This is a genomic window from Lebetimonas sp. JS032 (assembly GCF_000523315.1).
In the GTDB taxonomy this organism is placed as follows: Bacteria; Campylobacterota; Campylobacteria; order Campylobacterales; family Nautiliaceae; genus Lebetimonas.
In genome coordinates, this window is sequence record NZ_ATHS01000001.1 from 740,164 (window position 1) to 756,310 (window position 16,147).

The following is a 16,147-nucleotide window of genomic DNA, read 5'->3' on the forward strand; positions in this document are numbered from 1 at the left end:
AATGAGCAATGAAATATAAATCAATTTTTATATCCGATGTGCATTTAGGGACAAAATATTCAAAGACAGAAAAACTTCTTTCATTTATGAGGAAAAATGAATCTGAAAATCTTTATCTTGTTGGTGATATAATTGATGGTTGGGCATTAAAAAGAAAAATAAAATGGGCTCAGTCCCACTCAGATGTTATTCAAAAACTTTTAAGAAAAGCAAGAAAAGGAACAGAAGTTTATTATATCACCGGAAACCATGATGATTTTTTAAGGCCTTTTTTGCCAGTGGTATTGGGGGAGAGAACCCATATTTTAAATGAGGCTGAATATGATGCAATTAACGGTAAAAAATATTATATTACACACGGTGATTTTTTTGATTCTATAACTATGACAAAAAAATGGCTCTCAATCCTTGGAGATTACAGCTATGAAATTCTGCTTCATTTAAACGACCCGATTAACAGAATCAGAAAAATCTGTGGAATAAACAGATACTGGTCACTTTCAAAATATATGAAAGACAATGTCAAATCTTCTGTCAATTTTATAACCGATTTTGAAAATGTATTGGCGCAGTATGCAAAAACAAATAAATATAATGGTATAATCTGCGGGCATATTCATAAAGCTGAAATAAGAAAAATAGGGGATATTGATTATATGAACTGCGGGGACTGGGTGGAATCCTGCACTGCTTTGGTTGAAACGTATGAGGGGGAATGGAAAATAATTGAATGGTTAAATTATGAAAATTAATCTGGCACTTTCAGGCGGAGCCTTCAGAGGGGCTTTTCATTTAGGGTTTTTGGAAGCTATTGATTCAAAGATAGATATAAATGCAATTTCAGGCAGCAGTATAGGTGCATTAATCGGTGCAAGTTATGCATGCGGGGTAAAACCTCAAAAACAGCTTGAACTTTTAAAATCAAAAGCGTTTAAAAAAGTTTTTAAATTCAATTCTCTTACTAAAGGCTTTTTTAAAATAGATATAAATTCAGAGATTGCCAAAAAATTTATTCCACTTTCAACTTTTGAAGAACTTAACATTAAAACATATGTAAATGCACTCGATTTAAACAGCGGAAAAATTATCTACTTTGAAAAAGGTGATTTAAAAAAGGCTGTTTTGGCTTCAAGTGCCATAATGCCTTTTTTCCCTCCGGTTGAGCTGGATAATCTTTTTTTGGTTGACGGGGGGATTAAGGAAAACCTGCCTGTCGGTGTTTTTAAAGAGGGGATAATTGTCGGGGTTGATTTGTTTCCTTTAAAAAAAGAGTTTAAAAAAAGCTTTTTTGGAATTTTAAAAAGAATGTTTTATCTTTCATGGAGGGTTTCGTCAGAGGGCAGCATTAAAAAGTGTAATTTTTATATAACCGATGAAAGACTTTCAGATTATAAGCTCTGTTCATTTAAAAATTTTGACGATTTGTTTGAAATGGGGTATGAGAGGGGAGAGGAGTTTCTTAATTCTTTTTAAAAAGGCTCAAAAAAAGTCCGATACTTGCAATAATTACAATAGCAGGGGTTGGGGCGATGTCGTATTTTGCACTTATAAAAATTCCGGCGGTTGTAAAAACTGCGGCTAAAACAGCACTTAAAATAATCATTTTATAAAATTTATCTGTAAATCTTTCGGCTATAAGAGGCGGAATTGTAAAAAGAGCTAAAACCAATATAATTCCAATGGCTCTTACGCTCATTACAATACTAAGAGTCGTAAGAATTAAAAACAGTGTATAAATAATATTTGCGTTTATCCCCCTTAAATATAAAAATTCCCTGTCATAACTCATTGCAAGAAAATAGTTATATAAAAAAATTATAGAAATTAACAAAATAAAATCAACTCCTATCATATATTTTAAATCATTTGAATCAACAAGTAGAATATTTCCAAACAGATAACTTAACACGTCTGAATGATACCCTGGAGCCAAGGATAAAAATAAAATTCCCAAACTCATTCCAAGCGCCCAGATAACACCTAAAAAACTGTCAAGCCTATGGGGATATTTTATGGAAATAAATGCCAAAATCAGTGTTAAAAAAATGGCAAAAACAGTGGTTGTTAAAAGTACGGAACTCCCAAGAAAAATTGCAAGTCCTATTCCTCCAAAACTTCCATGGGCAATACTTCCGGTAATTGCTGAAGCTTTGTTTATAACTATCAGTGAGCCTATTATTCCAATTGCAATGCTAAGAAGAATTCCTGCATATACTGAATTACTTATTAAATCCCACATTTTTTTCCTTTAAAAAATCCATAAGCTCAATTTCGCAAAAATGCTTGTCTGTTGGAATATTAAGTTTTGGACCTTCGTGAATTACGGCAGTTTTATTAATATAAGCTATTTTATCAACTTCTTTAAATAATATTTTAATATCGTGACTAACAACAATACGTGTTATTTTAATATTTTCTATTAAATCAAGAATTTCTTTTTGTCCGTTTATGTCTATTGCGCTTGTAGGCTCATCCATTATTAAAATTTTAGGCTCGGTGACAAGTGCCCTTGCAATTAAGACTTTTTGCCTCTGGCCTCCTGAGAGATCGCTTATTTTTTTATTTTTAAGATTTTCTATTTTTAATTTTTTAAGGATATTTACTGCTTTTTCCTTGTCTTCTTTTGAATAAAAAAATTTACCTTTTTTAACTCTTCCCTGAAGCACTATATCAAAAACGGTTATTGGAATATCAAGGGAAAAGGTTGTATATTGGGGAACATAACCTATTAAATTTCTGGCTGAAAGCGGGGATTTATTATAAATTTTAATTTCCCCTTTATCTGGTTTTAAAAATCCTAAAATCAGTTTTAAAAGGGTGGTTTTTCCACCTCCGTTTGGCCCGATAATAGCTAAAAACTCTTTATCATCAAGAGTTAAATTAATATTTTTCAATATCCATTCACTATTATATTTAAAGAAAAGCTCTTTTATTTCAACCGCTTTCATTTAAGGGCTTTAATGAGTTCTTTAATGGTATATCTCGGATCTTCATTCAAAGGACTTATCACATAAGTTTTGGCATTTATTTTTTGAGCGATGATTTCGGCATATTTTTTAGGAAATTCCGGTGAAATTATTACTGTTTTTATATGATTTTCTTTTGCTGTTTTCAACACTTTATTAAGATATGAAAAGCTTGGTTCTTTACCTTCTTTTTCAAGAGCAACTTCTTTTATGTGAAAATCCTGGCTGAAATGATAAAATGCCGGGTGGAATGTAATAAATGATTTTTGATTTATATTTAAAAATCCTTCTTTTTCCAAAGCAGCTAAGGAATTAATATATTTTATATAATTATTTAAATAAAATTCTTTGTTTTTTGGATCTGCTTTAATTAATTCATCTAAAACAACTTTTGCTTCAAGCTGTAGTTTAGCAGGGCTTAGCCATATATGCGGGTTGGGTTCTTTATTTAAATATTTTCCAAAATATACCACTTTTATATTTGGATTTGTTTCTTTAATTTTGTTTATATATTTTTTATCAAAAGGCACTCCGATTGTAAAATAAACATCTGAATTTTTAATGTTTTTAAGCTCTTTAAAACTTATTGAATAGGTTGCAGGGCTGCTTCCGGGAGGTACCATTACATAAACATTGGCCTTTTCTTCGGCAATAGCTTTAACAACGCCTTTTTGGGGTAAAACCGTTACACTTATGTTTAAAGCAAAACTGAAAATAGGCAGTAATAAAATTAAAATTTTCCATTTTCCATTATCCATTTTCCATTGTTTTTTTGCATTCATTGCATATTCCTTTAAATTTAATTTCAACTGAATCTATTTCAAAATCCGTATATTTGGTTAGACTTATTACATCTTCAGGCTTTAAAGCATTCAGGCAGTAAATTTTTTTACATATTTTGCATTCAAAATGTGGATGAATAGGATTGTGAATTTTACAGTTTATTTCATAAAAACTAATGCCCTCGCTGTTTTTTATTTCTCTTATTATCTTTTTTTTAAGTAAGGAATGTATGTTTCTGTAAACAGTTGCTTTATCTACATTTAAATTTTTTTGCAACTCTTTTGCAGAACAGATACCTTTTTGTAACAATTTAGCTATTTTTAACTCTGTTTTTTTAAGATTTAATAACTTTTCACACATGTTGAAATTATATCAAAAATGCAACTTGGTTGCAATACTATTTTATTATCCCTTTTTTTAAAGGGACAAATTCACAGGTCTCAATTTCTTCTTTTTTTCCGTTTTTATAAAATTTTGTAATTATCTGTTTGTTACCTTTATTAATTGGGGCTAAAATAAAACCGTTATTATTAAGCTGGGTGAATAATTCTTCCGGTATCTCTTCTGTTGCAACGGAAAAAAGTATTCTCTCATAAGGGGCAAATTCTCTCCAGCCAGCTCTTCCGTCGTCGCATTTTATATTTATATTAAAGAGTCTCATTTCTTCAAACCGTTTTTTTGCTTCTTTAACAAGTCTGCAGATTCTTTCAACTGTAAAAACGCGTCTTACAATTTTGCTTAAAATTGCCGCCTGATATCCGCTTCCGCTGCCTATTTCCAAAACTTTGTCAGTCCCGTCCAATTCAAGCAGACAGGTCATTTTTGCAATGGTTAAAGGGGAGGAAATTGTAGATTGTTTATCAAGAGGGAGGGGGGTAATTTCATAAGTATGTTTTTCCAAGCCGGCAGGCACAAAAAATTTTCTGTCAATTTCACAGAATGCTTTGTAAATAGCGGGTGAAAAATTTACAAAATCGGCTAATTTATCTGCTAATATATGATTCATTTTATTCCTATGTCAAGTTTTTTTCTGATTTTTTGGTTTTTTTCCAAATCAATAAAAGTGATTATTTTTTCGTTTTTAAATTCAACACCTTCACCCCAAGCATCAAAACTGCATCCGTAAGGCTTTTCATTTGCACTGTTTACCGCCAATACCTGGGACTGGGAGGAAAGAGCCAGGGCTTTATTAAGAGTTTTAAAGTGCTCAATTCTCTCTTTTCCCCATCTTGAAGGAGCTAAAATCAAATCAATGCCTTTAAATTTTTCCCAATACTGGGTAAATCTGATTTCAAAACAGATAAGACTTGCTATTTTTAAACCTCTCCATTCAAAAACATCCGGTTTTCCGCCTACTTCAAAAAATTTTTTTTCATATCCGAAAAGATTATATTTGGCTCTTTTGTAAACAAGACCGTTGTCAAAAAAACAAAAACAGTTTTTGTTTTCTAAAATAATACTCATAGCAAATGCTTTATTTATTTTTGAAAGTTCATCTATTGCAAATTCACCGAATTCATTAGCTTTTTTCCAGTTTTTATAATCAAACCCGGTTAAACAGACTTCCGGAAAAAGAAGAAAATCGGAAGAGGAATTTTTTATTATATTAATAACTTTTTCTAAATTTTTTTTATAATCATCGGTTGTATAAAAATTAACTAATTCAACTTTTAACTTTTCACTTTTCACTTCCATACACTCTTTTATAAATTTTGTCTACATTTCTCGTATAATAATTGTAATCAAAAAGACTTCTTATTTCATCCTCTTTCATAACTTTTCTCAAATCCTCATCTTTTAGCAGGTTTTCCAAAAACAGGCTCTCACCTTTGTCATTGATTGGTTTTTTTCCTTTTTGAAGCTCCTCCCATACTTTCATTGCGTTTCTTTGAACTATTTTATAAGCGTTTTCCCTGCTTATTCCTTTTTTGGGAAGTTCTAAAAGAACTCTTTGAGAAAATACAAGCCCTCCCGTTAAATTAAGGTTTTTCATCATATTTTCCGGATATACCAAAAGATTTGCAATAATATTATTTAGTCTGTGGAGCATAAAATCGGTGGTAACAAATGCGTCCGGCAGCCAGAATCTCTCAACCGAGCTGTGGCTTATGTCTCTTTCATGCCAAAGGGCGACATCTTCCATTGCAGGAATAGTATAGCTTCTGATAACCCTTGCTAAACCTGTAATATTTTCGCTAAGAACGGGATTTCTTTTGTGCGGCATTGCGGAACTTCCTTTTTGACCTTTTGAAAAATATTCTTCCGCTTCATAAACTTCCGTTCTTTGAAAATGTCTTATATTTACCGCTATTTTTTCCACTGTGCTTGCGAGCAGTCCCAAAGATGAAGCAAGGCGCGCATATCTGTCTCTCTGGATTACCTGATTTGAAATAGGAGCCGGTTTAAGACCTAAAAATTCACATGTAAGCTCTTCAAGCTCAATCGGAGCGTGGGCAAAATTACCCATAGCACCGCTTAATTTTCCGACACTGATAACGTCAAGTGTTTCTTTTAAATTTTTAAGGTGTCTTTTCATTTCTTCATACCAGATGGATAAAACAAGCCCAAATGTAATAGGCTCCCCGTGAATTCCGTGGCTTCTTCCAACCATTAACGTATATTTATGCTCCATTGCCCTTTTTTTAATGCTTTCCATTACCATTTTTACATCATCAATAATTATTTTAAGAGAATCTCTCATTTGAAGGGCTGTTGCTGTGTCAATAGTGTCTGAGCTGGTGAGGGCATAATGGACCCATCTGCTCTCCTTTCCCAGGCTTTCAGCCACGCTTGTTAAAAATGCTATTACATCGTGTTTTGTTTCTTTTTCTATTGTCTCAATTCTTTTAATATCAAATTTTGCATTTTCAATAATTTTTTTTGCATCAACATCCGGAATTAAACCCAGTTTGTTCCATGCTTTTACCGCCGCTTTTTCAACTTCCAGCCATGCGCCGTATTTAGCTTCCTGGCTCCACAGTTTTTTCATTTCACTCCTGGCATATCTTTCAACCATATATATCCTTTTTTTTGATACAATTATACAATAATATAGTACATAGTGAGTAGTGAGCTTGCCCGGCCGCTTGCAAAGCGGCGTGGTTGTGAGTAGTAATAATAAAAGGATAAATTATGCCGGATATGGGCTTTAGCGAAATTTTATTTGTGGCGGTTATAGCCATTATTGTTTTGGGACCGGAAAAACTTCCGGATGCCATGAGGGATTTGGGAAGACTTTTTATAAAAATAAAAAAAATGTGGAGGGACGCAACGGCTGATATCAGAAGAGAGCTGGAACTTGAAGAGATGAAAACGGAAATGGAAGAATATAAAAAACAGCTTCAGGAGCTTCAAAATAAAGTAAGCGGTGAAGTAAACGATATAAAAAGCTCCCTGACAAGTCTTGATGAACTTACGGCAACAGGAAATACAAGGGATTTTTCAGATATGATAAGCTCCAATGAAAAAAAAATGGATAATATAAAATGTAAAATGGAAAATGAGGGTAAAAATAATGAAAAATTAGAAAAAAATGAAAATAAAGAAAAATAATTATCCATTTTCCATTATCAATTTTACATTAGGATAATTATGGGTTTTGTAGTTAAAGAATTTGAAATTGAAAATCAAAAAATACTTGATTTTTTAATTGAACTCGGATTTGGTATGCGTGAAGCCAAAAGGGCGATTGACAGGGGCAGGGTCAGTTTAAACGGAAAAAGGGTGAGTGAAAAATCCGCAAGAGGCAGCGGTATTCTTAAAGCCATAGTGTTCGAGCCCAACGGTTACGGACTAAAACCTGTTTTTGAAACAACCCATTTTGCAGTTTTTGACAAACCGAGCGGGGTTGCTATTCATCCAAAAAAACTGGCTAACACCAAAAGTCTTCTTGATGATGTAAGGGTACTCTGGGGAAGAGATGCAAATTTGGTCCACAGGCTTGATCGAGAAACGAGCGGACTTGTAATGGCGAGTAAAAATAAATTTGCCGAGAGCGTTTTAAAACGCTCTTTTCAAAACAAAGAAATAAAAAAAAGTTATCTGGCCCTAATCAGGGGGCATTTGGATAAAATTATGACTATTAAAAAACCCATTTTGGCAAACAGAGATGAAAATATAAAAGTTAAAGTAATGATTCATCCCGAGGGTAAAGAATCAATAACCATTATAAAGCCCGTTAAAAAAATAGGAGACAACACACTTGTTGAATGTGATTTGTTAACAGGCCGCCAGCATCAGATAAGGGTGCATCTTTTCAGTATAGGCCATCCGGTTGTGGGGGATCCGTTATACGGGGTGGGCAATGAATTTGCCGACAGATATTTAAATAAACAGATAAGCGAAGAAGAGAGAATTAAAACAACCGGGGCAAAAAGGCTTATGCTTCATTCTTACAAGCTTGAATTTTATTTTATGAATAATAAATATGTAATAAAAAGCGATAAATTTTTAGAAATATTGGCACTGGCTAAATAAGTTCAACAAAAAGTGCAAATTTTTTCCTTTTCGCAAAAGCTAAAAAGCATTAACTCGCTACGCTCAAACAAAATGCTTTTTTTAACACTTTTTCTTCACTCAAATTTGCAATTGTTTCACTTTATTTAGTCAGTGCCGAAAAAATTAAGCTAACTTTAAGCTTTTTCTGATATAATTTTAGCTCAATTTCACCTCCTTAAAAGTTTTTAATAATTACCTCCTCTTTAAGCCCTTCCGGGCTTATAAAAGAGATTTAAATTCATTAAAAGGCATAGGCTTATAAAAATAAAATCCCTGGATATAATCACACTCGGCATTTTGGAGCAGTTTTAACTGGTTAATGTTTTCTACACCCTCGGCTATTGTTTTCATATTAAATTTATGGGCAAAATCAATAATTGTTTCAACAATGGCATAATCTTTTTTTGAGTTTTCTATGTTTCTTACAAAAGATATATCAATTTTTAAATAATCAGCCGGCAGATCTTTTAAATAACTAAACGATGAATAACCCGTTCCAAAATCGTCAATTGAAAGTCTGAATTTTTTATTTTTAAAATAATTGAATATTTTCTTGGTATATTCAATATCTCCCGCTATTTCCCTTTCAGTTAATTCTATATTTATAGGTAAATTGTGTATTTTTTTAAATAAATTTTTAATATGCTCTTCATCTGTTAAGGATTTACCTGAAATATTAAAAGAAAGGGGTATGTTTATCTGTTGCAGATATTCTAAAAATTTTGGAAACATCTGTTTTTCTATTGTTTTTATAAATCCGCTGTTTTCGGCATAATCAATAAATTCGTTTGGATAAATAATTTTATTTTCATGTTTTATTCTAATTAATGTTTCGGCTCCAACTATTTTAAAATTTTTTGAATCAACATACGGTTGAAAATAATATATAAATTCTTTGTTTTTTAAAGCGGTTTTTAAAAGATTTTTGGTTTGTGTATATTTTAAAATCTGTTCGTTGATTTGTGAAGAAAAAAATTCGTATGTAAATTCTCCTTTTTCTTTTGCAAGCTCTAGTGCTAAATAAGCTTTATCTAATAATTTTACTATGTCGGTATCATCATTGGGATATAGAGCAATGCCTATATTGACAGCAATTTTGTTTTGAAACTCTTCTAAAGTTTTTATTTTTGTGTTGAAATTTTTAATTATTGAAAGAATTTCGTCTAAAGACTTATATTTTATAAAAACTGCAAATTCATCTGCTCCTATTCTTGCTATAATATCTTCTGTATGGAAAAATGTTTTTAAAAATTCAGCAAATTTTCTTAAAATATAATCGCCTTGTTCAATACCGTTTAACTGGTTAAATATTTTAAAATCTTTTAAATCAATTAATAATAAGGCATATCTGTTTTTTTTGTCAATAGAATTTAAAATTTTATATATAAATTCGTTTCTGTTTGGCAGTTTTGTTAAAAAATCTTCTTTTAATTTTTTTTCTAAAATCTTTTCTTTTGTTATGTCTTCACCCAAAGAAATATAATATTTTTTCCCTTCATGTGAAAAAACAGGTATTATTTTGTCTTTTAAATAAAATAAATTTCCATCTTTTTTTCTGTTAATTATAACCGTTTCAACAGGGATGTTTGATGTTAATTTGTCCCACATGATTTTAAAATATCTGATAGAATGAAAGCCTGATTTAAAAATTCTTGGATTTTTTCCTAAAAGTTCCTCTGCTTTATAACCGCTTATTTCTTCAACGCTTTTATTTGTATATAAAATATTTGCATTTTCATCTGTAATAACAATCCATGAATAAGTTTTGTCAATGGCTTCTTTTAGTAAATCAAGAAGAGTGTAATCTTCTATTTTTTTAATGGCATATTCAATGTCTTCTTTTATCTCTTTAAAAATTGATAAACAAACTTTATTAAAATAATTTTTGTATTTTACGCATAAACCAATGCCTGCGTCCATTTTGCCGTTTTTATAAATTGGTATAAATAATGCTGAATGAAAATTATTGTCAATTAATTGTTTTAGTAATTTTTTATTTGGGAAATTAACTGAATTTATATCATTTATTATCATTATTTGATTTTTAAGAATATATTGTGTAGCCATACATTTGTCTGAATATTTTGGGTCGGTTTCAAAAATTTCTGCTAAATACTCTAAAAACTCTTTTTTATAATCTCCTTTGCAGTATTTCAACTCCATTTTTGTAAAATTTTCATTTTTTGTGGCAATACATACAAAATCAAATGTTTTTTGATTGTAAAAAGATTCCATAACGTTTTTATATATTTCATCTTTAGAAGAGAGTTTTATTATAATTTGATTTATATTTTTTAAAATTTCAAGCAAATTTTCCTTTTTTATTTCTTCTGTAATATCTATTGCATAAATTAGACCTGCAAACGAATCGTTTAATTTTATTGTCTGAGAATAAATATTTACTAATTTAAATTCATTGTTTTTATTTATAACTTGCAAACTTTCATATGTTTTTGAAAAAAATTCTCCGTTTAATCTTTTTTTTATAGTATTTAAAATTTCATATTTTTTTTTATTTAATTTAAATATTGATTCTGGGGAGAAATTTTTTAATTCATTTTGAGAATATCCTGAAATTTCTTGAAATTTTTTATTTGAATAAATTATATTTTTTTGGTATATCATTACACCGATGTAGTTTTGATTATTAAAAATAGAAATTAAATCATTTAAATACATTTAATTTCTCCTCATTTTTTCAAATTATAACAAGCTTTTTAGCTGATTAATAATCTCTTCATATTTGTATAATTCATCGGGATTTTGTCTTAAAAAGTTTTCCATGGCTTCTTTTTTGTCAATGGCTTCATCTAAATCAGGGTCAATTCCTTTTTGATATGCACCGATTCTGATTAACACTTCGTTTTCTTTGAGCATTGAATAGAGATATTTAAATTTTTGCGCAAAATTTATATGCTCTTTATCTACCACATTCGGCATTACCCTGCTGGCTGAAGAAAGAATGTCTATTGGAGGATATAGCCCCCTGTCTGTCAGTTCCCTGTTTAAAATAATGTGTCCGTCGAGTATGCTTCTGGCCTGGTCCGCTATAGGGTCGGCCGAAGTGTCGTCTCCTTCCACCAATACTGTAAAAAATGCAGTGATAGAGCCTTTTCCTTTTTCTTTTCCAGCCCTCTCCATTAATTGCGGTAAAAGAATAATTGAGCTTGGAGGATAACCTTTGCTTGTAGGCGGTTCCCCCTGGGCAAGCCCTATTTCCCTCTGAGCCATGGCAAAACGCGTTATACTGTCCATTAAAAAGAGTACGTCTTTCCCACGGTCTTTAAAATATTCCGCCACCGCCATGGCGCTAAACGCCCCGTATTTTCTCATAAGGGCTGAATCGTCGCTTGTTGCCGCTATAATTACCGTATTCGTCAAATCCCCTTTTAAATTATGTTCTATAAATTCCGGGATTTCCCTCCCCCTTTCGCCAATCAGGGCTATTACTTTAACCTGGGCATCACTTCCTTTTACAATCATACTCATGAGTGTGCTTTTACCAATCCCGCTTCCGGCAAAAATACCCATTTTTTGGCCTTTTCCACAGGTTAAAAGAGCGTCTATCGCTTTAACCCCGGTTGAGAAGACTTCATTTATCATGCCTCTTTTAAGGGGGGAAATAGGTTTTTTCATTATAGGATATTTTGTTTCAAAATTTATTTTACCGAGGGAGTCAATAGGATTCATAAACGGGTCAACCACTCTTCCAAGCAGCCCCTCCCCAACAGGAATTTTCATTCCGTTTTCGTCAATATATACCTTGTCCCCTGTTTTAAAACCTTCTAAAAAACTAAAAGGCGTTACCACAAAAGATTTTTCATCGAGGCTTGTTACCATCCCGAGCATTTCCTTATTGGATGAGACAATTTTTACAATATCCCCTATAGAAGGGTTAAGTCCTACGGCTATAAGATTGGTGGAATTTATTTTTTTTACCGTTCCAAACGGAAGGGATAATTTTTTAGAGCCAATTTTCGATTTGATATTTTTAAGCGGCATCGTTTCCTTTCAATTAATTATAAAATTATGGTATTATACACTTTAAAAAAGGATAATGTATGGTTGAAGCAAAAAAAATTGATTCTGCTAATAGTATAATAAAAGCAAACATAGAAAATCAAGATTTGGAAGCAAAAAAAGACAAAATTGCCAAACAAATTGCAAAAAAAGCTAAAGTTCAAGGATTCAGAGCGGGAAAAGTTCCCGTAAAAGTTGTTAAAAAAATGTATGCAAGCGATATTGAAAACGATGCAGTAAGTGAAGCCGTAAGAGATGTTTTAAATGAAGGTTTAAAAGAGCTCGGAATTAAAGATATGATTGCGGAGCCTGATGTGGTGAAATTTGAAAAAGGCGAAGAAAAAATAGAAGTTGAAATTAAAGTATATTCAAGGCCAGAAGCAGAAATAGAAGGTTACAAAGAATGTGTTCCTGAAATTGAAAAAATAGAAGTAAGCGAAGAAGAAATTAACGAAGAACTTGAAAATATTGCAAAAAGCATGGCTGAAGTAAAAGACAGCGAAAAGCAAGTTGCCGAAAAAGGCGATATAGCGGTAATTGATTTTAAAGGCTTTATTGACGGAAAAGAAATGGAAAACGGAAGTGTCGAGGATTATCCTCTTGAGCTTGGAAGCAATTCTTTTATTCCGGGATTTGAAGAACAGATTATCGGAATGAAAGTGGGAGAGAGTAAAAAAATAAAAGTGACTTTCCCTGAAAATTACGGTGCAAAAGAATTAGCGGGCAAAGAGGCTGAATTTGAAGTAACACTTAAAAAAATTCAGGAAAAAATTCCGGCTGAAATAAATGACGATTTGGCTAAAAAATATTTAAATAAAGAAGACGCCGCTTTGGATGATCTTAAAAATCATGTAAAAGAGCTTATTTTAAGCAGAAAAAAAGCCGAAGTTTTCGGACCAAAAAAAGACGAAATACTTGAATGTCTGGTTAAAAAATATGAAATAGATTTGCCTGAGGCCGTTGTTGAAAAAGAACTTGAAATAATGATTAATCAGGAAGCCTCAAAAATGAGTCCTGCCGAAATTAAAGAACTTCAGGAAAATCCTGAAAAAGTTAAAGAACTCAGGGAAAAACTGCTTCCTGAAGCAAAAGACAGGGTAAAACTTACATTTTTGGTTGATACCATAGCCAAAAAAGAAAATGTTGATGTGAGCGATCAGGAACTCTCCCAGGTAATTTATTATGAAGCTTTAATGCAGGGGCAAAATCCTCAGGATGTAATAAAATATTATCAGGAAAACAATTTATTACCTGTAATAAAAATGAATATGATTGAAGAGAAGTTATTAAACAAACTTCTTGATGATAAATTATCAAGTGAAGGATAAAAATTGAGTATATTAATACCTACAGTAATTGAAAAAACGGGAAGGGGCGAGAGGGCGTATGATATATATTCTCGTCTGCTTAAAGACAGAATTGTTATGCTCCAGGGAGAAATTAACGACCATGTTTCAAGCATTATAGTGGCACAGTTACTCTTTCTTGAAGCCGAGAATCCTGAAAAGGACATTTATTTATATGTCAATTCACCTGGAGGTGTTGTAACAAGCGGTATGGCAATATATGATACCATGAATTATATAAAACCTGACGTAGTAACCATCTGTATGGGGCAGGCGGCAAGCATGGGGGCGTTTTTACTCAGCAGCGGTGCCAAGGGGAAAAGATTTGCGCTCCCTCATGCAAGAATTATGATACATCAGCCTTTGGGAGGAGCCCAGGGTCAGGCAACTGACATTGAAATTCATGCGAAAGAAATTTTAAGAATGAAAAAAGAACTTAACAGAATTTTGGCTGAAAATACAGGGCAGAGCCTTAGAAAAATAGAAAAAGACACTGAAAGAGATTTCTTTATGGGTGCCGAGGAGGCTATGAAATACGGGCTTGTAGACAAAGTGCTTAAAAAGAGAGATTAATGCTAAATAAACAAGAAGATAAATATGTAACCCAGAATGTTTCAAATTCTTCTAATAATTCATTGGAAAATTTTGCAAAAAGGGTATTTGACAATCTTATCTCAGACGGGGTCCCCCCCATTCCGTATTATTATAAAGTTTATTTTTTTAATGAGCTGGACAACGAAAATGAAGCATTCAGAAAACAGGTTTATGAATTAATATCTTTGGAAGAGAGTAATGATTTAGAAAAAGATTTGGAATTTGAAATAAAACTTAAAAACGCTTTTAAATATTCAAAAGAGCTTTTAAACCATGTTGCGCTGACATATAAAATTACTAAAAAATTAAAAGAACTGCTTGGTTTACAGCTTAAAGAAACAGCCCACATAACCAACAACAAGGCTTTAATAAAATTGATAAACGGTTTTCAAAACAATTTAAAAATAATCGATGAGCGCCTGAACAGGGAAGTTGAAGAGATTAAAAATTTATATTCCCAGAATGTGGAGGTTTTAAAAGATATCGAAAGTAATTCTGTTTTTGATGCGAGATACGGTATATATAATAAAAATTATTTTTTAAATGAAGTTAGGAAAGAACTTAATTTAATAAATAAATTTCATCATACCAGTTCTCTTATAATGGTTAAAATACAAGATGATATTTTGAGTAAACTCAATTCTGAAAAATCGCGTGTCTTAATCAACAGAAGTCTGGCTAAAATAATGCTTAAAACGTCAAGAAGAACAGATATTGTGGCTACATTCGAAGAAAATATTTTTTCAATGCTTCTTAAACATACCGATGTGATAGGGGCGCAAAAAACAGTTGAAAGACTTTCAGATACGTTGTTAAATACCTCTGTTTTTTTAGAGGGTGAAGAACTTACGCTTAAAATTGTGGCCGGTATAGTAGAGCTTAAGGAAAACAGGGATGTGGAAAGATTTATATTTAAAGCGTTAAATACCCTAAAAGAAGCTGAAAGCAATAAAGAATTATATTCCATTGGAAAGGTAGATTGATGGCAGTGCTTGATATAGTTACATATCCGAATAAAGTTTTAAAACAGATTTCAAAACCTGTTGAAAGATTTGATGGCGAGCTTCATAAATTATTGGATGATATGTATGAAACTATGATTGTTAAAAACGGTGTCGGGCTTGCCGCTATTCAGGTGGCGGTTCCAATCCGTGCGTTAATAATTGATATCGGGGATGAAGAAGGAAAACAGAGTGAAAATTCTAAAATAGAAGTAATAAATCCTGAATTTTTACTTTGGGAAGGAAGCCAAAAAGATACGGAAGGCTGCCTCAGCGTTCCGGATTATTTTGACGAAGTTGAAAGATATGCAAATGTTAAAGTTAAATATTTTGACAGATTCGGAAAAGAGCATATCAGGGATGCCGAGGGGCTACTCAGCGTTGCATTTCAGCATGAGACAGACCATCTGGACGGATATCTGTTTGTAGAAAGACTGGATTATATAAAAAGAAAGAAGTTTGAAAAAGAGTGGAAAAAACTATTAAAACAAAAACGAAAAAAATAAATTCGGCCACACTTGAAGGATTTGGTGCCCAAAAAGTGGAAGTCGAAAGCTCTTTTACAAAAGCTCTTCCAGGATTTTCCATTGTCGGGCTTACAAGCCAGTCAATTCAGGAAAGCAAAGAAAGGGTAAAGTCCGCCCTGCTTAACAACGATTTCGAATTTCCGCCTCTTAAAATCACTATTTCATTATCTCCGGCGGATTTGTCTCTTAAAAGATTATTTTTTTTACATAATTCTCCAGATTTTCAAAAACTCAACAGATTTTTTAAAAAGAATTATAAAAAAGCTTGTCTTTGAAACTATTAAAGAGCTTTTGAAAGAAAAAAGAGGAGGCACTTTAATTATTAATTAAAAAATAAAATTAAAAGTTTAAAGTAAATAAACTAATCAAAAGCTATATTAAAAGGATTAAAAATTAATTTAAATATTTAGCAA

18 protein-coding genes are annotated in these 16,147 nt (G+C 31.9%); 9 read left to right on the top strand and 9 right to left on the bottom strand.

Annotation, left to right across the window (positions count from 1 at the left end; translation table 11 throughout):
* The first annotated feature begins 8 nt into the window (after positions 1–8).
* Positions 9–752, top strand: coding sequence for a UDP-2,3-diacylglucosamine diphosphatase (locus DZ65_RS0104100; protein ID WP_024787391.1), 744 nt, complete (start codon positions 9–11; stop codon positions 750–752).
* Positions 742–1,473 carry a patatin-like phospholipase family protein gene (locus DZ65_RS0104105; protein WP_024787392.1) on the top strand — a complete coding sequence of 244 codons (732 nt, stop codon included), beginning with the start codon at positions 742–744 and terminating at the stop codon, positions 1,471–1,473. Before DZ65_RS0104100 ends, DZ65_RS0104105 begins: the two co-directional genes overlap by 11 nt.
* Here DZ65_RS0104105 and DZ65_RS0104110 read toward each other — a convergent pair.
* The 7 genes from DZ65_RS0104110 to purB are packed head-to-tail and all read right to left on the bottom strand — an operon-like array spanning position 1,460 to position 6,765.
* The gene (locus DZ65_RS0104110; protein ID WP_024789583.1) at positions 1,460–2,239 is read right to left on the bottom strand and encodes a metal ABC transporter permease; all 780 of its coding nucleotides are present in this window, start codon (positions 2,237–2,239) and stop codon (positions 1,460–1,462) included. The genes DZ65_RS0104105 and DZ65_RS0104110 overlap by 14 nt on opposite strands.
* Positions 2,220–2,948 carry a metal ABC transporter ATP-binding protein gene (locus tag DZ65_RS0104115; protein WP_024787394.1) on the bottom strand — a complete coding sequence of 243 codons (729 nt, stop codon included), beginning with the start codon at positions 2,946–2,948 and terminating at the stop codon, positions 2,220–2,222. The genes DZ65_RS0104110 and DZ65_RS0104115 overlap by 20 nt, the downstream gene beginning before the upstream one ends.
* Complete coding sequence (locus tag DZ65_RS0104120; RefSeq protein WP_024787395.1) at positions 2,945–3,748, bottom strand: metal ABC transporter solute-binding protein, Zn/Mn family; 804 nt, start codon at positions 3,746–3,748, stop codon at positions 2,945–2,947. The genes DZ65_RS0104115 and DZ65_RS0104120 overlap by 4 nt, the downstream gene beginning before the upstream one ends.
* Positions 3,717–4,109, bottom strand: coding sequence for a Fur family transcriptional regulator (locus DZ65_RS0104125; RefSeq protein WP_024787396.1), 393 nt, complete (start codon positions 4,107–4,109; stop codon positions 3,717–3,719). Before DZ65_RS0104125 ends, DZ65_RS0104120 begins: the two co-directional genes overlap by 32 nt.
* A gap of 37 nt (positions 4,110–4,146) precedes the next feature.
* Positions 4,147–4,755 (bottom strand): protein-L-isoaspartate(D-aspartate) O-methyltransferase, encoded by a 609-nt coding sequence (locus DZ65_RS0104130; RefSeq protein WP_024787397.1) that lies wholly within the window; start codon positions 4,753–4,755, stop codon positions 4,147–4,149.
* The gene (locus DZ65_RS0104135) at positions 4,752–5,444 is read right to left on the bottom strand and encodes a carbon-nitrogen hydrolase family protein (protein WP_024791274.1); all 693 of its coding nucleotides are present in this window, start codon (positions 5,442–5,444) and stop codon (positions 4,752–4,754) included. The genes DZ65_RS0104130 and DZ65_RS0104135 overlap by 4 nt, the downstream gene beginning before the upstream one ends.
* Positions 5,428–6,765 (bottom strand): adenylosuccinate lyase, encoded by a 1,338-nt coding sequence (purB, locus tag DZ65_RS0104140; RefSeq protein WP_024791275.1) that lies wholly within the window; start codon positions 6,763–6,765, stop codon positions 5,428–5,430. The genes DZ65_RS0104135 and purB overlap by 17 nt, the downstream gene beginning before the upstream one ends.
* Before the next feature lie 116 nt (positions 6,766–6,881).
* Between purB and tatB the strand changes: the two genes are divergently transcribed.
* Both tatB and DZ65_RS0104150 read left to right on the top strand, forming a co-directional pair.
* Positions 6,882–7,301, top strand: a complete 420-nt coding sequence (gene tatB, locus DZ65_RS09860; protein ID WP_024787399.1) for a Sec-independent protein translocase protein TatB — start codon at positions 6,882–6,884, stop codon at positions 7,299–7,301.
* Between the two features lie 39 nt (positions 7,302–7,340).
* Positions 7,341–8,225 carry an RluA family pseudouridine synthase gene (locus DZ65_RS0104150; protein ID WP_024787400.1) on the top strand — a complete coding sequence of 295 codons (885 nt, stop codon included), beginning with the start codon at positions 7,341–7,343 and terminating at the stop codon, positions 8,223–8,225.
* 240 nt (positions 8,226–8,465) lie between these two features.
* Here the strand turns inward: DZ65_RS0104150 and DZ65_RS0104155 are convergent, their stop codons facing one another.
* Positions 8,466–10,925: a GGDEF domain-containing phosphodiesterase gene (locus tag DZ65_RS0104155; RefSeq protein WP_024790770.1), complete on the bottom strand. Its 2,460-nt coding sequence runs from the start codon at positions 10,923–10,925 to the stop codon at positions 8,466–8,468.
* Positions 10,926–10,949: 24 nt separating this feature from the next.
* Positions 10,950–12,248 carry a flagellar protein export ATPase FliI gene (fliI, locus tag DZ65_RS0104160; RefSeq protein WP_024790771.1) on the bottom strand — a complete coding sequence of 433 codons (1,299 nt, stop codon included), beginning with the start codon at positions 12,246–12,248 and terminating at the stop codon, positions 10,950–10,952.
* 59 nt (positions 12,249–12,307) lie between these two features.
* Between fliI and tig the strand changes: the two genes are divergently transcribed.
* Genes tig through DZ65_RS0104185 form a run of 5 tightly spaced genes read left to right on the top strand, consistent with a single transcriptional unit; the run spans position 12,308 to position 16,009 of the window.
* The gene (gene tig / locus DZ65_RS0104165) at positions 12,308–13,594 is read left to right on the top strand and encodes a trigger factor (protein ID WP_024791276.1); all 1,287 of its coding nucleotides are present in this window, start codon (positions 12,308–12,310) and stop codon (positions 13,592–13,594) included.
* A 3-nt stretch (positions 13,595–13,597) separates the two neighbouring features.
* Positions 13,598–14,185 (top strand): ATP-dependent Clp endopeptidase proteolytic subunit ClpP, encoded by a 588-nt coding sequence (clpP, locus tag DZ65_RS0104170; RefSeq protein ID WP_024791277.1) that lies wholly within the window; start codon positions 13,598–13,600, stop codon positions 14,183–14,185.
* Positions 14,185–15,189 carry a diguanylate cyclase domain-containing protein gene (locus DZ65_RS0104175; protein WP_024790774.1) on the top strand — a complete coding sequence of 335 codons (1,005 nt, stop codon included), beginning with the start codon at positions 14,185–14,187 and terminating at the stop codon, positions 15,187–15,189. Before clpP ends, DZ65_RS0104175 begins: the two co-directional genes overlap by 1 nt.
* Positions 15,189–15,713: a peptide deformylase gene (def, locus tag DZ65_RS0104180; protein WP_024789595.1), complete on the top strand. Its 525-nt coding sequence runs from the start codon at positions 15,189–15,191 to the stop codon at positions 15,711–15,713. Before DZ65_RS0104175 ends, def begins: the two co-directional genes overlap by 1 nt.
* Positions 15,677–16,009: a magnesium chelatase domain-containing protein gene (locus tag DZ65_RS0104185; RefSeq protein WP_024791278.1), complete on the top strand. Its 333-nt coding sequence runs from the start codon at positions 15,677–15,679 to the stop codon at positions 16,007–16,009. The genes def and DZ65_RS0104185 overlap by 37 nt, the downstream gene beginning before the upstream one ends.
* Positions 16,010–16,147: the final 138 nt, after the last annotated feature.